Source organism: Parasphingorhabdus sp. W113 (assembly GCF_055693205.1).
Window position 1 is genome coordinate 70,392 of the sequence record NZ_CM146328.1, and the last position, 16,983, is coordinate 87,374.

Here is a 16,983-nt window from a genome sequence, read left to right on the forward strand (position 1 = left end):
GCATAGGTAAGGGAAGCAACATGAAGCAGAAACTCATCCTCGGCAGTTCATTGCTCGCACTTTTGGGGGGCTGCGCGGTCACGCCGGAACCCTTGACGCCGTCGCAGATCGACACGACGGCGCGCCAGAATATTCTCGCTGTTGATGCGGAGCAGGAGCCGGTCGCCGCTCCGATCGGGCTCTATGACGCGATGGCCCGGGCGCTGAAATATAATCTCGATTACAAGGTCGAGCTGATGGAGGAAACGCTCAAGACGCGGGAGCTCAATCTGTCGCGCTATGACATGCTGCCCCAGCTCGTCGCCAATGCCGGCTATGCCGGGCGCAATAATTTTTCCGGCGCCAGTTCGCTGTCCCTGATTACCCGGCGCCAGTCGCTGGAACCCTCGACCTCGGCGGAGCGCGACCTGTTTACCGGCGACCTGTCGCTCAGCTGGGATGTGCTGGACTTTGGCCTGTCCTATGTGCGCACGCAGCAGAAAGCCGATGAGGTGCTGATCTCGCAGGAACGCCGCCGCAAGGTCGCCAACCGGATCATCGAAGATGTGCGCACGTCCTACTGGCGGGCGGTCAGCGCCGAGCGGCTGCTCAACAAGCTCAAGCAACTGGAAGGCAATGTCACGACGACCCTGACCAATTCCGAACGGCTCGCCGAACGACGTCTGTCGGCGCCGCTGACGGCCCTGACCTATCAGCGCGAGCTGGTCGAGATCCAGTCCGAGATCCGCAAATTGCAACGCGAGCTGGTGGTGGCGAAGGCCCAACTGGCGGCGTTGATGAATCTGCGCCCGGGGACGAGTTTCGCGCTGGTTCTGCCCGACCGCAACGACACTTTGCCTAGCGTCAAATATTCCGGTGAGGACATGATGATGACGGCGCTCAAAAACCGCGCCGAGTTGCGCGAAGTCAGCTATCGCCAGCGGATCAATTCGAAGGAACTGGATGCGGCGCTATTGTCCGCCTTGCCGAGCTTCCGCGGGATTATCGGCGTGAACGTCGATTCCAACGATTTTCTGTTCAACAATAACTGGTTCCAATATGGCGCGCAGGCGAGTTGGAATGTGCTCAACCTGTTCAAACTCGGACCGAAGAAAAAGGCCGTGCGGGCTCAGGATGATCTGCTGCGGCAGCGCGAACTGGCGCTGACCATGGCGGTGATGACGCAGGTTCACGTCTCGCGGGCACGTTTCGGTCATCTGCAATCGGAACTGGAATCCGCTTCGCATCAGCACCGTCTGCAGGACAAGATTCTCTATCAGATTCGCTCCGGTCACAAAGCCGGCGCGATGAGCCAGCAGACCTTGCTGCGCGAGGAAATGAACACGCTGGTCGCCGAGGTCAAATATGATATTGCCTATGCCGAGGCGCAAAATGCTTATGCCAACCTGTTCGCCTCGATGGGGATTGACGATTTCAGTCCCGAATTGACCGGACGGGAAGATGTCGCGACGCTGAGCAACGCGCTGGAAAAATTGTGGCAGGACCGCGAAATGGCGATGTCGCTGAGCGAGTAAGCGATCCGGGACCACAGCGCCGGAAGGGACGCAGAAGATGACAGATGAAAGCGGTGAGTTGAATCCGGAACCGGAGTCAGAAACGCCTTCCCGCGCGCCCTGGTTCTGGGCGGGCGGCATTGCGCTGGTGGCGGCGCTGGGCATCGGCCTGGCGACCGGCGATAACCGGCCAGACTGGTCAAAGAACGAAGCGCAGCTTGCCGCCAAGGAGGCCGCTGATACCGCTGATGCAAAACAGGCCGAAAAAGACGCCGCTGCAGAGCCGGTCGCCAAGCCCGAACCGGATGTCCGCGGGGTCATCAAGCCGAAGATGGAATCGACCATCGCCTCGCGGATGACGGCGCGGATCACGTCAATGCCGTTCGGCAAGGGGCGGTCGTTTCGCAAGGGCGCACTGCTCGCCCGGTTTGACTGTTCGGCGACGCGGGCGCAGCTGAAAGCAGCCCGGGCGGCGGCCAATGCCTATAGCGTCACCTATGATACCAATGTCGAACTCGATCAATATGAAGCGATCGGGAAGAATGAAGTGGCGGTGGCCAAAGCCAATCTCGGCAAGGCCCAGGCGGAAGCCAATGCGATAGAGGCAACCCTCACCGACTGTGCAGTCTACGCACCTTTTTCCGGCACCGTGGTCGAGGAAATCGCCCATCGTGGTGAAATTGCCGCGAGTGGCCAGCCGTTGCTGACCATCCAGAGCGGCGGCGATCTGGAGGTCGAGCTGATCGTTCCGAGCAATTGGCTGACCTGGTTGCGACCCGGTGCGGATTTCACCTTCACGATTGACGAAACCGGCGCGCCGGTCACCGGCCAGATTACCCGGCTTGGAGCCTCGGTGGATCCGGTGAGCAAGACGATCCGGGTGACCGGCAATGTCGATCGGACCGAGAGTCTCGTGCTGCCGGGCATGAGCGGCAACGCGGTGTTTGCCGAGCCCAGGGCCAAGGTTGCCGAAAAGCCGGACGCGCCCGTCAAAAGCCCTGATCAGGCCTCCGGAACGGACAAAGCCAATGGCCGCCAGCCCTCCTGATTCCGACGCCAATCGGGTGACCGTTCTGCCGGTTGCGGCGGGCTCCGCGCCGTTGTCCGGTGACGCCAATCTGCTCGCCAGCCTGCTGCAGTTTGAAGCCGAACTCCGCCGGCAGCCGGGCGTGGCCGAACTGCAATATCATGTCGCCAACGAGATGCGCCGGATCGTGCCCTATGACCAGATGTTCATCGCCCGGCAGCCGCGGCTCGGCGACGGGTTCCAGATCGTCTGTGCGTCGAGCATCGCTTCGGTTGATCGCAATGCGCCACTGATTCAGGCGATCGAGAAACTGCTGGTGCGGCTGGCGAAGGATCATGGTCTGGACAGCCCGCATGAATTTCAGCTGACGGCGATGAGCGAGGACGGCGCGCTGGCGGAATATCCTTATAAAGTCGCGCGCTGGCAGCCGCTGCAGGATGCCGAAGGCAAAGCCTTTGGCGGCTTGCTGGTGATGCGCGACGATATGTTCCGCGAAAGCGAGTTTTTTCGCCTGGCCCGGGTCAGCGAAACCATCGGCCATAGCTGGCGGGCGTTGACCGACAACCGTCCGGTGCGTCGTCTCGGCCGGTTCGGGCGGCGGGAGAAAATCGGCGTGGCGGTTGCGTTGCTGGTCATTGCCCTGTTCCCGGTCCGGATGACCGCGCTGGCGCCGGTTGAGGTGGTCGCGGCGCGGCCGTTCATGGTTGCTGCGCCTTTTTCCGGGGTGATATCGCGGATTCACGTGCCGCCCAACGCGGCGGTGGAAGAAGGGCAATTGCTGCTGTCGTTCGACGATGTGAAGCTGTCCAACGAATTGAAACTGGCGCAGGAAAAACTGGCCGTGGCGCAGGCGCGGGTTGATCGCTCGACCAATTCGGCCTTTGGCGAAGAGGATGAATCCCGTGAAATAGCCACGTTGCGCGCGGAATATGATCTGGCTCAGGCGGATTATGATTTTGCCAGCGACGTGATGAACCTGTCGCAAATCACCGCACCGCGCAGCGGGATGGCGATTTACAGCGATCGGCGGGACTGGGAGGGCCGTGCGGTCAATGTTGGCGATCCGATTCTGCAAGTGGCCGACCCCGGCGATATCGCGCTGCGGATCGATCTGCCGGCGGCGGAGCAAATGGCGCTGGAAAGCGGCGCGCGGGTCAAGGTCTGGCTCGATGCCCAGCCGCTTTGGGCGATCGAAGGCAAGGTTGAAAATGCCAGCTATCAGGCGCGTCCAACGGCCGATGGCACCTTGGCATTTGCGGTGACCGCCAAACCGGTCTCTGGCAATCCGCGGATCGGATCGCGCGGTACCGCACAGCTTTATGGCGAGTGGGTGCCGCTGATTTATTCCCTGTTGCGCCGCCCCATTGCCAGCTTCCGGCAAACCATCGGGCTATGACCGACAGCGCGGCGCTTGGTGCGGAACCTCCGCTTCTGCCGCCGTTGCGGCAAGAGCTGCGGATTGAACCTGGCGCGGCGCTGGTAACGGGCGCGCCCAGCTGGACCCTGTTTGATCCGGTGCGGCATCTGTTCTTTCAGCTCGGCCGGATCGAGTTCAAAATCCTGTCGCGCTGGGCGGCGGGTGACCTCGCCAAGGTCCACGACGATCTCGGTGCGGAAGGGCTGGACGAAAAGGATATTAACGATGCGTTTGGCCGCGTGGTCGAATTTTCGCTGTCCAACAGTCTGACGGTGACGCCACTGGGCGACACGGTTGCCAGCCTGACCGAACAGCAGCAGGCCGCGAAAAAGGCGTGGTGGAAATGGATGCTGGACAATTATCTGTTCATCCGCATCCCGATCGTAAAGCCGGCCGCCTTTCTCGAGCGCACGGTCGACCGGGTGGCGCCGATCTGGTCCTTTCCGAGCTTGGTGTTTTTTGCCCTGCTGGCGTTGACCGGTCTGGTGCTGGTCGCCCGGCAATGGGATCAATTCATGGCATCCTTTCTCTATTTCTTCAGCCTGCAGGGACTGATCGCTTATGGTCTCGGCCTGTTCGCGATCAAGATATTGCACGAATTGGGGCATGCCTATACCGCGACCCGCTTTGGCTGTCGGGTACCGACCATGGGGGTGAGCTTTCTGGTGATGATGCCGGTGCTCTATACCGATACCTCCGGAGCCTGGCGGCTGACCTCCCGGAAAAAGCGGCTGATGATCGACTGTGCCGGTGTGGCGGTCGAGTTGATGGTGGCCGGTGTGGCGACCATGGCCTGGGTGCTGCTGCCCGATGGCATGCTGCGCAGCGTGGCCTTCATATTGGCGACCACCAGCTGGGTGATGAGCCTGGCGATCAATCTCAATCCGTTCATGCGCTTTGACGGCTATTATGTCCTGTCCGACTGGCTCGGCGTGCCCAATCTCCAGCCGCGCGCCTTTGCGCTTGGCCGCTGGCGGTTGCGCGAATTGCTGTTCGCGCTGGGTGACGCCCCGCCGGAACAGGTGCCGGACCGCTTGCGCCGGTCGATGGTGGTCTATGCCTGGATGACCTGGCTCTATCGGCTGGTGCTGTTCATCGGCATCGCGCTGCTGGTCTATACATTGTTCTTCAAGCTGCTGGGCGTGGTCCTGTTTGTCGTCGAGATCGCCGTCTTCATCGCGCGCCCAGTGCTCGCCGAACTCAAGGTCTGGGCGAGCATGAAAGACCGGATCGTTGCGACATCGCGCAGCCGGTTGCTGATGCTTTTCGCGGGCATCGGCCTGCTGCTCTGCCTTCTGCCACTGGATCGGCATATCAGTGCCACCGCGGTGCTCACGCCGGTGGGGGCGGCGCCGATTGTGGCAGGAGACCCCGGCAAGGTCGAAGAGATATTCGTCCGCAATGGCGAACGGGTCAAAGCCGGTGCGCCCATTGCCCAATTATCCGCCCCGGAGCTGGAACAGGCGGTCGCCGCCACAAAGGTGCGGATCGCCCGGCTGCAATTGCAGCTGGGGCGCGGCGCGGCCGATGCCGTCGACCTGTCGAACCGGGTCGTGCTGGCCCGCGAGCTGAAACAGGAACAGGATCAGCTCAGCGGTCTCGAACTGCGCAGCGAACGGTTGATCCTGCGGGCGCCGCTGGACGGGATTGTCACCGATATTACGCCCGATATGCATGCTGGCCGCTGGCTAGGCGGGGCGGAGGTCGTCGCCCATATCGTGACGTCCGATGACTATGATGTGCAAGCCTATGTTAGCGAAGACGATATCTGGCGGATCGAACCGGACGCGCTGGGTCGCTTTGTCCCCGATGATCCGGTCCAGGCCTCGCGCGCGACCAAGCTGGTCGAGAAATCATCCAATGCGGTGGAACGGATTGATCAGCCGATTCTTGCTTCGGTTCATGGCGGTGCCATTGCAGCGGATGACGAAGATGGCGTCTTGCGGCCGCGCAAAGCCTATTACCGGGTGCGGCTGATCGCCGCCAAAAAGGCCTATCGTGACGGTGACGCGCTGCAAACAACTCCGGGCGAAGTACAGATTGACGCGCGTGGCCGGTCGCTTTTCGGTATGCTGCTCGACAATCTGACTCGGCTTTTCCGGCAGGAAGCTTCGCTGAGCAACTGATCCTTTCGGCATGGTCTGCGCGACATGCTTAACAGACTCGCATCCTTAACCATTCCTGTTTATGCTGCGCAACATGGGTGCAGCATAGATGCAGCATGGATTGCGGCAAACACTGGCCAAGACCAGGAAAAGGGGACAATAATGGAACAACTCGGTGCGCTGGATGCGATGTTTGCCTATACCGAAACCCGCAATGTTCCGATGCATATCGGCCAGTTGCTGATCTACGATCCCGCAACCGCTCCGGGCGGAAAGGTCGGCTTCAAGGATATCTTGTCCTATGTTGAAGGCCGGCTCGATGGCGCACGGATTTTCCGTCAGAAACTGGTCCGCGTGCCACTCGATCTCGATCACCCTTACTGGATCGAGGACGAGAATTTCGATCTCGAATATCATGTCCGCCATATCGCGCTGCCGCAGCCGGGCGACTGGCGCCAGCTTTGCATCCAGGCGGCGCGGATCTATGCGCGGCCGCTCGATATGAACCGGCCGCTGTGGGAATTTACGGTCATCGAAGGTCTCGACAATGTCGCCGGTGTGCCGAAGGGCAGCTATGCCGTGCTGCACAAGTTTCATCACGCCGCCATGGATGGCCAGTCCGGACTGCAGATGACCCTCGCCTTGCATGATCTCGATGCAAAAATGGCGCCGCAGGACTTTGACTATCAGTGGAAGCCGGAAACCCCGCCCAATGATCTGACACTGCTCGCCCGGGCCCAGGTCAACAATGTCGCCAATCCGGTCCGGGGTCTGCGCAATCTCGGAAAATTACTGCCGGTGCCGAAGCAAATGTATGACTTTTTGCGGGACAACAAACAGCAGAAGGATGCCGCGACGGCGGTGCCCAAGACCCGGCTCAACCGCAAGATGTCCCCGCATCGGGTCTATGACGCGGCGATTTTCAAGCTGTCCGATATCAAGACTATTCGCGCCGCTTTTCCGGGCGCAACCGTTAATGACGTGATGCTGACCGTGGTTGGCGGCACATTGCGCGCTTATTTGAGCGGCAAGGGCGAACTGCCGGAGGCTACGCTCAAAGCCGGTGCGCCGGTATCGCTGCGTGACGACAATGGTGATGCGGCGGGTGGCAACCAGGTGTCGATGATGCAGATCGGCCTCGGCACCCATATTGCCGAACCCGAAAAGCGTCTGGAATTTATCGCCAAGGAAACCAGCCGGTCAAAGGGCATGAACGAAGCCGTCGGCGCCAAGGCGTTGATGGATCTCAGCGGCGCGATGCCGGCCGGGCTGACCGCGGCCGCGACCAAGCTCGCCTCCCGCATGGGCCTCGGCCAGACGGTCGCCCCACAAATCAATACGGTGGTCACCAATGTTCCGGGCCCGCCGATGGCGATGTATTTCGCCGGTTCGGAACTAAAGCGGTCCTTTGGCATGGGCCTGCCGGTCGATGGCATGGGCGTGTTCCATACCGTCACCAGCTATAATGGCGAGCTGATGCTGACGATCACGGCGGATCGCGAGATGCTGCCCGATCCGGCGGTCTATATCGGGATGGCGGAGCAGGCTTTTGCCGATCTGATGGCGGCGGCCAAGAAGGCGAAGGCGGCGAAAGCGCGCAAGGCCAAGTCCAAAAAGACGGCCAGCAAGTCTGGGGCGAAGACAGCTGCAAAAAAACCGAAGAAGCGGATGACCTCCGCTGCCGCTACGGCAGGCAAGGGTCGCAGGAAAGCCGCCAAATAGCTGCAAACCGAATCTCCACACCTTGGCTTGACTCACTCGGTCGGATTGCGCATCCCTCAGCGCGATAAATTCCTAACCGAGAGGCGATTTTCCGATGAGCAGTGTAGAATTTAATGACCGCGTAGCAATCGTGACCGGCGCGGGCGCCGGTCTCGGCAAACAGCATGCCATGGAACTGGCGCGGCGCGGCGTAAAAGTGGTGGTCAATGACTTTGGCGGCGCGCGGGATGGCACAGGCGGTTCTGCAACCGTGGCCGAACAGGTGGTCGCCGAGATCGCAGCCGAAGGCGGCGAAGCCATGGCGGCCGGTTGCAGCGTTACCGACATGCCGGCGGTCGAAAAAATGGTTGCCGATGCGATCGCCAAATGGGGCCATGTCGACATTCTCGTCAATAATGCCGGCGTGCTGCGCGACAAGAGCTTCCACAAAATGGGCATGGAAGATTTCCAGTTTGTCATGGATGTCCACCTGACCGGCAGCGCCAATTGCACCAAGGCGGTGTGGGACCATATGCGCGAACGCCAATATGGCCGGATTGTCATGACGACCTCATCGACCGGCCTGTATGGCAATTTCGGTCAGGTCAATTATGGCGCTGCGAAACTGGCGTTGGTCGGTATGATGAACAGTCTGCATCAGGAAGGCGCGGGCAAGGGCATTCACACCAACTGCATTTCGCCGGTCGCCGCCACCCGCATGACCGAAGACATCATGCCGGAAGAAGCGCTGAAATTGCTCGTCCCTGAAGCGGTGACGCCCGCGGTGGTCTATCTGTGCAGCGACGGGGCGCCATCCAAGACCATCCTGACCGCCGGTGCTGGCGGCTTCGCCGCGGCGAAAATCCTCGAGACCGAGGGCATCTGGCTGCCGGAAGCCGATCGCAATGCGGAATCCATTGCCGCCAATATCGATCAGATTCTCGACGAGACCGGGATGCAGGAATATGCCAATGGTGGCGGCCAAGGGGGCAAATTCTTCCGCCGGATGCAGGAAGTCATGAAGGGCTAGAAGACCCCAAACAGGAGAAGATATATGCCAATAATCAACGCAAGCGAACTGGACAGCTGGAAGGGCAAGGAAGTCGGCGTGTCCGAATGGTTTGAAGCCAGCCAGGACCGGATCAACAAATTTGCCGACTGCACCGAAGATCATCAGTTTATCCATGTCGACGAAGAAAAGGCCAAGAATACGCCCTTTGGCGGCACCATCGCTCACGGACTGCTGACCCTGTCGCTGATGCCGGCCATGTCTTATGGCTGTACCCTCGGCCTCGAGGGCGCGGTCATGGGCATCAACTATGGCTATGACAAGGTCCGCTTCCTCAACCCGGTCCGCGCCGGCTCCAAAGTCCGCGCGCGCCACGTGCTGGTCGATGCGGTGGAGAAACAGCCCGGCCGCTGGCTGATGACCTATGATGTCACGGTGGAAATTGACGGCATCGAAACCCCGGCCCTGATCGCGCGGTCGCTGGCAATGATTGTCGTTGGATAAACTCGGACGATAACCAATTTGGGAAGGGCTCCGGACATGGTTCGGGGCCCTTTTTGTTTTTGCGGGAGGTCGTTACGCAGGCAGAGGCGGAGATTGCGTAACGGGCAAACCTGCTGCATATCAATGAAAACTGCCGTCCGAACTCTGAAGACCGGTCTTTGCACAGCGGAAGGCTGCCCAGACTATAGCCCTTTGAGGATATTGATTATGCCCCATATCGGCGTTGACGTGACATTGGATGATCCGGCCTTCATCCATGATACGGCCCAGCTCTTTGGCAAGATCTATGTCGGCCCTGGCGCGTCGGTCTGGCCAAACGCGGTCATGCGCGCAGAAATGCATGAGATCAAAATTGGGGCTCGCACCAATATTCAGGATTTCGTGATGATCCATGTGGGCAGTTTCACACCGACCATCGTTGGCGAGGATTGCTCTATCACGCATCATGTCACCCTGCATGGATGCGAGATTGGTGACCGGTGCCTGATCGGAATCAATGCCACAATCATGGACGGAGCCAAGATTGGCGCAAACTCCATCGTCGCGGGCCATTCGATCGTCAACGAGAATAAAATATTCCCGGAAAACGCCATTATCGCCGGCGTTCCGGCGAAAGTAATTGGTGAGCGGGACAATTCCGCGCGTACCCTTTTCAATGCCAGCTTCTATGAAACCATCGCCCGCAACTATGCGAAGGGTGAAGAACGTCTGAGCGCTGAGCAGTTGGTAGACTTGCAGAAAATGACATCTTCGTCTCTCAGTGACTGATATTCCAAGCATCGCCAAAAAAGACTGAGCTTTTTCTCTTATTTCAACTTTCGGGATTTTGCGGATCGGTGGCAAGGCGGAGACTGCAATTCTGAGCCGCTGCGAGGGCAGTTGAGTTATGATCCATTTTCAGTATCTTAAACGCTTGAGACAGCATGAATCAGGGGCGACCGGTATGCGGAATTTGCGATCACGAGCGGCATCGACAGCCATGGCGGCCTTTTGCCTTTCGGCTCCTGCTTGGGCGCAAAACCCTGCCGTGCCCGACTGGCAATCGCTCACGTCGGAACAGGCGATTGCCGGTTGCGACCGATATGCAGCGCATCCGGCAGATCCCATGAAGCCGGACCATGTTCCCGGTGTCGCTTCCGATGCCGATCTTGCCCACGATGCGGCTTATATTTATTGCAACCGCGCCTTCGCTTTTAATCAGGACAACCCGCGCCTGGCCTTTCAAAACGGCCGGGTCAACCATGCGCGCAATCCCTATCGGACCGGTCAGCCGCTCCAGATGTTCAAAATTGCCTATCGCGGCGGCTCTGAAATTGCGGGCACCTATATCGCCAGGCTCTTTCCCGCGGAAGCGCGCAAGCTGTTCGCGCCGGCTGGTCAGCGGAACTCGGCCGGAGCGGGATCCGATCGCTCCAGCTGGTTCAATGGTTTGGCGATGGAAGTCGGCGGAATGGAAGCCTCCTATGGCGGATTGGCGGCAAGGATCGGCTGCTGCGCCGATACCAAGAAAAAAGTGACAGAGCGATTTCCCTCGATCCGGACCAGCCTCAAAAAAACCGAAGGCCGCGCGGGTCGCGGCCGGATATATTGCAGCAGCATGGCGTTGCTCGCGTTGGAAGTGGGGTTTCTCAAATCATGGCTCGACATATTATCCATGGAAAGTCAGGGGGCGAAGCATCGCCGATCAATCAGCGCGGACGATGCGATGAAACTCGATGCGCTGCGTGACCGGGTCGCGCAGAACAAAAAATCAATCGAAGCGAAAGCTGCACAAGCCGGGTGCCCCAGTTCCTGACGTCCAAAGATCGGGATCAACCTCCCGGAAATCTTCCAATGGCCAGAAGTCAGCAATCATCCCAATGGCAGGCTTGCGAAGGGTTTGTGCACCCGAGACGATCTGTATGACACGCTCGATGATGCCATCCAGTTTTGCAAAGAAGACTATTCCATAACGGAAAATGACTGGCTTGAATTACCCGATCACATTCCGATCATGGTGAAAGACTAGCTTTCATATCCAGAATGCTCTGCCCCCGTTAGGGCGTACCCGCGATCCGGATACATTGCCCAGTCACCCATTCCGACGCCGGTGCGCACAGGTAGAGGGTCAGCGCGCCGATATCCTGTGGGGTACCCAGTCGGCCGGCGGGCAGGCCCAAAGTATCTTCGAAGCCGACAAAATCCGCATCCGTCATGCTCAACGCCTTTTTGACCGTTTCGGTCGGGACAAAGCCTGGGAGGATCGCGTTGACGCGGGTCTTGGGGCCGAGTTCGTGGGCCAGCGTCTTGGTCAGCATCAGCACGCCGGCCTTGGCCGCGCTGTAATGGCCGCTGCCGGGGAACGGGTCCTGGCCGGCCATCGAGCTGGTGTTGACGATCCGGCTGCCTTCGCCAAAATGCTTGCAGGCGGCACGGACGCCGTGGAAAACCGAGGTCAGATTGACCGCTAGGGTCTTGTTCCATTCCGCCTCGTCGAGTTCGGTCAGCGGCGCGGAGACCAGTGAACCGCCGGCATTATTGACCCAGATATCGAGCTTGCCAAATTCATCGACCGCGCGCTGGGCGAGCGCGTCCATGTCCTCGGCGCTGGTCACATCGGTAACCTGTGCGATCGCGCGGCCGCCGGCATTGCTGGCGTTGATTTCGTCGGCGACCGATTGAATTTCATCAGCACTGCGTGAGGCGCAAACGACATCGCATCCGGCATCGGCGAGTGTCTTTGCCATGCCTTCGCCAATGCCGCGCCCGGCGCCGGTGATGACGGCCACTTCGCCAGTCAGGTCGAACAGCGGATTGGTCATGATCTTGTCTCCGTAAAACCACGCCCTGCCGGAGCGCCGTCGGGTTTTCCGATCATTCCGCCGCGATGACTTCTTCTTCAACCACCGGACGCACCCGGATCGGGATATTGCTCATCAATGGAATGCCGGTTTTTTCGTCGAAATCGCGGTCATTATAGGACAGCTTGCCGGTATTGCCGCCGGCGCCGCGCGGATCGGCTTTTTCATCGGGATTGCCGCCCCAGCTATGTGGCAGCGAAACGCAGCCGCTGCGGACATCCGGCGCGGTTTTCGCGACGCAGCTGATCATCGACCGCGCGGATTCGATTTCCACGACCTGACCGTTTGCAATCCCCAGTTCGGCCATGTCATCCGGGTTCATGAAGGCCGGATGATGCGGCACGCGCTTGCGCTGGACCGGATCTTCGTGCCAGTTGCTGTTGTGGATTTCGGACATCCGCCGCGAGATCATCCGCATCGGGAATTCCTCTTCGGGTACCGGCTCGCCGAGCACCGCGGCAAAGTCCGCCAGTTCAGCCATCATGTCGGCATTGCCTACCGACATCTTGCCTTCCCAGCCTTCCGGCTTGGGCTGCACGAGCAGCGCCTGCGCATCCATGATCTTGCCCTTATGCGCTTCGGGATCGGCATAGACATCGGCAATCGGCACCGGCGACCCGTTAAGCGAGGCCCCCCATGCGGTGATCGGATCGGGCGTTTCGCCGGGCGGTATCGCGGTGGCTTTCGCTTCGCGCTCCTCGGGATAGGCGAGCAGGGACCAGGATTTGACGTTGAGAGTCTTGTCCATCTTGGTCGCCAATGTGTGCACAAATTCATATTCTTCACACAGATCCGACCCTTCCGGCGATTCCATGATCGGGGCGCTGGCCTGCGCATAATTGTCTTCGAACCCCCAGCCGGCGCCGAAGCCGCCAAACATTTCCGGCGCGGCGGTGTTGCCATGGACTTCATAATGCAGTTTCGGGGCGATGACATAGTCGGCTATTTCGGCCGTCTTGGACATGCGCGGATCGACACAGACCAGCAGCTCAAGATCTTTCATCGCTTCAAAGGTCTTGATCTGGTCGGGCCAGGCGAGCATGGGATTGCCGCCCAGACAGATCAGGGCGCGGACTTTCTTGGGGCCATCTTGCAGGATCTCGTCCGGCAGGGCTGCGGTCGGCATCCCCGAGATGGTCTGTTCGAGATCGCGGCTGGTCAATTTGCGGCCGAAACCCCAGGCATCCATCGGCCCGGAAGCGGCAGCAATCGCCGGCGCGGGTTTCATCAGCACGCCGCTGCGTTTGTTGCGATCGCCCTCGCGCAGCCAGTGGCCCATGATCGAGGTCAGCGAGAGATTGAGATATTCGGTAATATTGCAACCGCCCGACATATTCGGTCCGGTGCCGACGCTGATGCTGCCGCGTTTCCACGATCCGTACATCCGTGCCGCCTTGACGATATCTTCGGCGGCAACCCCGGCGCGCTCGGCAGCGGGACCGGCATCAAACGGCTGGACCGCTTTTTTCAGCTCCTCAAAGCCCTGCACATCCTTGGCGACAAATTCGGCGTCATAGAGTTTCTCGTTGATCACGATCTTGGCAATCGCGCCGAGCAGGATCGGGTCCTGGCCGGGGCGGCATTGCAGATGGACATCGGCCTGGCGTGCGCTTTCGGTCTTGCGCGGGTCAATGACCACCAGCTGCATCCCGCGCTTTTTGGCGTCGTGCAATTTCTTCGCCGGGTTCATGCCCAGACCGCCGTTCATCGAAACGATCGGATTGGTGCCGACCAGCATCAGCCCGTCCCAGCTGTCAATCCGCGGGGCCCCGGCGAGCCAGGACCCGACCAGCGCCCGGGCAACACCCTTGCCCGGCTGGTCGATAGTCACACTGTCATAGACCGATGTCGATCCGATCGCGTCCATCAGCGCGAGGAAAAAAGCATGGCCGTTGAGATTGTTATAGCCAAAGGTCCCAACATAGGAGGCAATCGCATCGGGGCCATGTTCGGCGACGATCGCCTGGATCTTGTCGCCGATTTCCTGTGCGGCATCGCCCCAGTGGATCGGCTGCTGATCACCGTCGCGCATGCCTTTATAGCTGGTCAGCAGCCGGGTTGGCAGGCTGTGATAATTGGCGAGCTGGCGGCCCTTGATGCAGCTATAGCCACCAAATTCGGGATTGTCCTTGTCGCCATGGGTCGCGACCGGAACACCATCTTCAAAATCGACGATCAACCCGCAATGGGCGTGACAGGCCCGGCACATTACATGTTTCTGTTCGATCGCCATTTCAGTCTCCGATAGATGTTGTGGACCATTGCTTTTTGCAATTTAGTCGTTCAGTTAAATTGAGAGTAGGGGAACCGATAGGATTCTTCCACTGACCCTATTGATAAGGGACGTTCGCAATCAAACCGCACGAGGAGCACAATCCATGGCCGAGAAACCCGATGCCGCCGAGTTAAAAGAATATGGCGAAGCCGCCGATGCGTGGTTCAAGGAAAACACCGTGCGCGATCCCGGCTTCATGCTGCCACTGACCTTTATGGAAGTGAGCACGGACGAGCAATTTGATTTTCTGCGCGAGTGGCAGCGCAAGGTTTACGAAGCGGGCTATCTCGGCGCCAGCTGGCCCAGCGAATATGGCGGCGGCGGCCTGCATACCGAGTTTCAGCGCGTCGCCACACGGGCGATGAAAAAATATGACGCACCGATCATGCTCAATGCCATCGGCAATGGCTGGGCCGGGCCGCTGATCCTCGATCTCGGATCGGAAGAGCAGAAGCAGACCTATATCAAGGGCATGCTGAATGCCGAAGATATCTGGTGCCAGGGTTTTTCGGAACCGGAACATGGCAGCGATCTCGGCAATGCGCAGCTGAAAGCCGTGCGCGACGGGGATGACTATGTGCTCAACGGGTCGAAGATCTGGACCTCGCTGGGCGATCGCGCAAAATATATGATCCTGCTCGCGCGAACCGATTTTGAAGCGGAAAACAAATATAAGGGCCTGAGCTTCTTCCTCAATCCGATGAAGATTGACGGGATCAGCACCAGCCGGATCAAGAAGCTGACTGGTGAATATGGTTTTGTGCAAACCTTCTTCACCGATGCGCGGATCAGCGCCGACTGCCTGTTCGGCGGCGAGGGCAATGGCTGGTCGATGGCGATGAAGACGCTGGAATATGAGCGCGGTGCCAAGGTCAAGCCGGTTGGCGGCTATTTCGTCAAGGAGCTCGACGTGATGCAGATTGTCGAGCTCGCCAAGAAATCGATGCGCAACGGCAAGCCCCTGCTCGACGACCCGGTCATGCGCGACAAGATGACGCAATATATGATCGATATTCAGGCGCTGAACCTCAACAATACCCGTCGCCGGATGCCGCAACTGATGCAGGACAAGCCGATGGGCCTGCCGCTGATGAACAAGCTGGCGCGGACCGAGCTGATTCGCGAGCTAACCGAGTTTTCGCTCGGCTTTCAGGGCACTAAGGCGGGCTATTATGTCGGCGACGAGAATGCGGTTGATGACGGCTATTGGCATCGCAGCTATCTCAACAGTTTTTCCGCGACCATCGGTGGCGGAACGTCGGAGATTCAACGTAATATTGTCGCTGAGCATGCGCTTGGCTTGCCGAAAACGCGATAAGCGAAACGGATGGAAAACCCTGCTCATGCTGGGCGGAGAGAGATTGGGAAATAATGGATAATCTAGGTACAATCGGCACGACCGAAGAACAAATTGAACTGATGGACGTGGCGATCAATTTCTGTCGCGACAAATCCCCGATTGAAAAGGTCCGCGCGCTGATCGACGATGGGCTCGGCTATGACCCGGCGGTGTGGCAGGAAATCGGCGAACTGGGCTGGCTTGCCATTGCGATTCCCGAAGCCCATGGCGGCGTCGGGCTGTCGATGGCGGAAGTGGTGCCGATTGCCGAGCAGATGGGCCGCAACCTGATGAACACACCGTTCGGATCAACCACGCTCGCCGCGCAGGCGCTGCTGGCCGGCGGCAGCGAAGCGCAGCAGGCGGAATGGCTCCCGAAAATTGCCGAGGGCACGGCGGCTACGCTCGCCCTGCGGGAAGATCATGGCGACTGGGATCTGGGCCATATTGATTGCACCGGCAAGCCGGATGGCGATCGCGTCCAGCTCTCCGGTAAGAAGCAACTGGTTTTGTGGGCGGACAGTGCCGCGCTGATCATTGTCTCGGTGATGGTCGACGGTGCGGTGCGTTTTGCGCTGATCGAGCGCGCGGATCTGACCGATGGCGCGCTGCGCCGGGAAGCGATTATCGACGAAACCGCGCGCAGTTTTGAACTGACGCTGGACGGTGTGTCGGTCGCTGCCGATGCGCTGTTTGACGCCAGCCGTTCGCGGGAAACCATCGAAAAGATCGAACTGGTGGCAGGGCTGATTCACGCGGCCGAAATGACCGGCGGCGCGCAGGCGGTGATCGACTATACGCTGGATTATCTGCGCACCCGCAAGCAGTTTGACAAGATTATCGGTAGCTATCAGGCGCTCAAACATCCGACGGTCGACAATTATGTCGAATATGAAAAGGCGCGGACGCATCTCTATAGCGCCGCCCATAGCTGGGGCGAGCAGGGCCGCGGCGAGGTTGCCGTGCGGATGGCCGCGGCGCAGGCGCATAGCAGCTACAGCCGGGCGGCCGATCGCTCGATCCAGTTTCATGGCGGCTTTGGTTTCACGCATGATTGCGATGCCCAGTTGCATCGGCGCCAGGCGATATTCCGCGGCGCGCTGATCGGTGATGCCGCTTATCAGCGGTCGAAACTGTCAGGGCTGCTATTTGATTGAATAAACCCATCCGTGCTCCTGCCAAGGCAGGAGCCCATCTCTCACCGCATTGGTGAATTAGGATCGTGGGAGATGGACCCCGGCCTTCGCAGGGGCACATAACTGAAAAGGAGAGC

At 59.6% G+C, this 16,983-nt stretch carries 13 protein-coding genes; 11 read left to right on the forward strand and 2 right to left on the reverse strand.

Features of this window, described 5'->3' with window-relative positions; all coding sequences use genetic code 11:
* Positions 1–20: 20 nt before the first annotated feature.
* The 9 genes from ACZ1GS_RS00310 to ACZ1GS_RS00350 all read left to right on the forward strand — a co-directional run bounded on the left by ACZ1GS_RS00310 (position 21) and on the right by ACZ1GS_RS00350 (position 11,051).
* Positions 21–1,514, forward strand: a complete 1,494-nt coding sequence (locus ACZ1GS_RS00310; protein WP_472696518.1) for a TolC family protein — start codon at positions 21–23, stop codon at positions 1,512–1,514.
* A 37-nt stretch (positions 1,515–1,551) separates the two neighbouring features.
* A complete protein-coding gene (locus ACZ1GS_RS00315) occupies positions 1,552–2,541 on the forward strand; it encodes an efflux RND transporter periplasmic adaptor subunit (RefSeq protein ID WP_472696519.1) in 990 nt (329 codons plus the stop codon).
* Entirely contained in the window at positions 2,522–3,916 is a 1,395-nt protein-coding gene (locus ACZ1GS_RS00320; RefSeq protein WP_472696520.1) for an efflux RND transporter periplasmic adaptor subunit, read from the forward strand. Before ACZ1GS_RS00315 ends, ACZ1GS_RS00320 begins: the two co-directional genes overlap by 20 nt.
* Positions 3,913–6,063: a site-2 protease family protein gene (locus ACZ1GS_RS00325; protein WP_472696521.1), complete on the forward strand. Its 2,151-nt coding sequence runs from the start codon at positions 3,913–3,915 to the stop codon at positions 6,061–6,063. The genes ACZ1GS_RS00320 and ACZ1GS_RS00325 overlap by 4 nt, the downstream gene beginning before the upstream one ends.
* A 141-nt stretch (positions 6,064–6,204) precedes the next feature.
* Positions 6,205–7,764 carry a WS/DGAT/MGAT family O-acyltransferase gene (locus ACZ1GS_RS00330; RefSeq protein WP_472696522.1) on the forward strand — a complete coding sequence of 520 codons (1,560 nt, stop codon included), beginning with the start codon at positions 6,205–6,207 and terminating at the stop codon, positions 7,762–7,764.
* Positions 7,765–7,858: 94 nt separating this feature from the next.
* Positions 7,859–8,773, forward strand: a complete 915-nt coding sequence (locus tag ACZ1GS_RS00335) for an SDR family NAD(P)-dependent oxidoreductase (protein WP_472696523.1) — start codon at positions 7,859–7,861, stop codon at positions 8,771–8,773.
* Between the two features lie 24 nt (positions 8,774–8,797).
* Positions 8,798–9,256 carry a MaoC family dehydratase gene (locus ACZ1GS_RS00340; RefSeq protein ID WP_472696524.1) on the forward strand — a complete coding sequence of 153 codons (459 nt, stop codon included), beginning with the start codon at positions 8,798–8,800 and terminating at the stop codon, positions 9,254–9,256.
* A 207-nt stretch (positions 9,257–9,463) separates the two neighbouring features.
* Positions 9,464–10,024 (forward strand): gamma carbonic anhydrase family protein, encoded by a 561-nt coding sequence (locus ACZ1GS_RS00345; protein ID WP_472696525.1) that lies wholly within the window; start codon positions 9,464–9,466, stop codon positions 10,022–10,024.
* Positions 10,025–10,199: 175 nt separating this feature from the next.
* Entirely contained in the window at positions 10,200–11,051 is an 852-nt protein-coding gene (locus ACZ1GS_RS00350; protein WP_472696526.1) for a hypothetical protein, read from the forward strand.
* A 241-nt stretch (positions 11,052–11,292) separates the two neighbouring features.
* Here the strand turns inward: ACZ1GS_RS00350 and ACZ1GS_RS00355 are convergent, their stop codons facing one another.
* Both ACZ1GS_RS00355 and ACZ1GS_RS00360 read right to left on the reverse strand, forming a co-directional pair.
* A complete protein-coding gene (locus ACZ1GS_RS00355; RefSeq protein ID WP_472696527.1) occupies positions 11,293–12,057 on the reverse strand; it encodes an SDR family NAD(P)-dependent oxidoreductase in 765 nt (254 codons plus the stop codon).
* A gap of 52 nt (positions 12,058–12,109) precedes the next feature.
* Complete coding sequence (locus ACZ1GS_RS00360; RefSeq protein WP_472696528.1) at positions 12,110–14,329, reverse strand: molybdopterin-containing oxidoreductase family protein; 2,220 nt, start codon at positions 14,327–14,329, stop codon at positions 12,110–12,112.
* A gap of 145 nt (positions 14,330–14,474) precedes the next feature.
* Between ACZ1GS_RS00360 and ACZ1GS_RS00365 the strand changes: the two genes are divergently transcribed.
* Both ACZ1GS_RS00365 and ACZ1GS_RS00370 read left to right on the forward strand, forming a co-directional pair.
* Positions 14,475–15,689: an acyl-CoA dehydrogenase family protein gene (locus ACZ1GS_RS00365; RefSeq protein WP_472696529.1), complete on the forward strand. Its 1,215-nt coding sequence runs from the start codon at positions 14,475–14,477 to the stop codon at positions 15,687–15,689.
* A 53-nt stretch (positions 15,690–15,742) separates the two neighbouring features.
* Positions 15,743–16,867 carry an acyl-CoA dehydrogenase family protein gene (locus tag ACZ1GS_RS00370; protein ID WP_472696530.1) on the forward strand — a complete coding sequence of 375 codons (1,125 nt, stop codon included), beginning with the start codon at positions 15,743–15,745 and terminating at the stop codon, positions 16,865–16,867.
* The last annotated feature ends 116 nt before the right edge of the window (positions 16,868–16,983 follow it).

Coding starts and splice junctions, on each gene's coding strand:
- ACZ1GS_RS00370 (WP_472696530.1), top strand. CDS start 15,743: ATGGATAATCTAGGTACAATCGGCACGACCGAAGAACAAATTGAACTG.
- ACZ1GS_RS00340 (WP_472696524.1), top strand. CDS start 8,798: ATGCCAATAATCAACGCAAGCGAACTGGACAGCTGGAAGGGCAAGGAA.
- ACZ1GS_RS00360 (WP_472696528.1), bottom strand. CDS start 14,329: ATGGCGATCGAACAGAAACATGTAATGTGCCGGGCCTGTCACGCCCAT.
- ACZ1GS_RS00365 (WP_472696529.1), top strand. CDS start 14,475: ATGGCCGAGAAACCCGATGCCGCCGAGTTAAAAGAATATGGCGAAGCC.
- ACZ1GS_RS00320 (WP_472696520.1), top strand. CDS start 2,522: ATGGCCGCCAGCCCTCCTGATTCCGACGCCAATCGGGTGACCGTTCTG.
- ACZ1GS_RS00335 (WP_472696523.1), top strand. CDS start 7,859: ATGAGCAGTGTAGAATTTAATGACCGCGTAGCAATCGTGACCGGCGCG.
- ACZ1GS_RS00310 (WP_472696518.1), top strand. CDS start 21: ATGAAGCAGAAACTCATCCTCGGCAGTTCATTGCTCGCACTTTTGGGG.
- ACZ1GS_RS00350 (WP_472696526.1), top strand. CDS start 10,200: ATGCGGAATTTGCGATCACGAGCGGCATCGACAGCCATGGCGGCCTTT.
- ACZ1GS_RS00325 (WP_472696521.1), top strand. CDS start 3,913: ATGACCGACAGCGCGGCGCTTGGTGCGGAACCTCCGCTTCTGCCGCCG.
- ACZ1GS_RS00315 (WP_472696519.1), top strand. CDS start 1,552: ATGACAGATGAAAGCGGTGAGTTGAATCCGGAACCGGAGTCAGAAACG.
- ACZ1GS_RS00355 (WP_472696527.1), bottom strand. CDS start 12,057: ATGACCAATCCGCTGTTCGACCTGACTGGCGAAGTGGCCGTCATCACC.
- ACZ1GS_RS00330 (WP_472696522.1), top strand. CDS start 6,205: ATGGAACAACTCGGTGCGCTGGATGCGATGTTTGCCTATACCGAAACC.
- ACZ1GS_RS00345 (WP_472696525.1), top strand. CDS start 9,464: ATGCCCCATATCGGCGTTGACGTGACATTGGATGATCCGGCCTTCATC.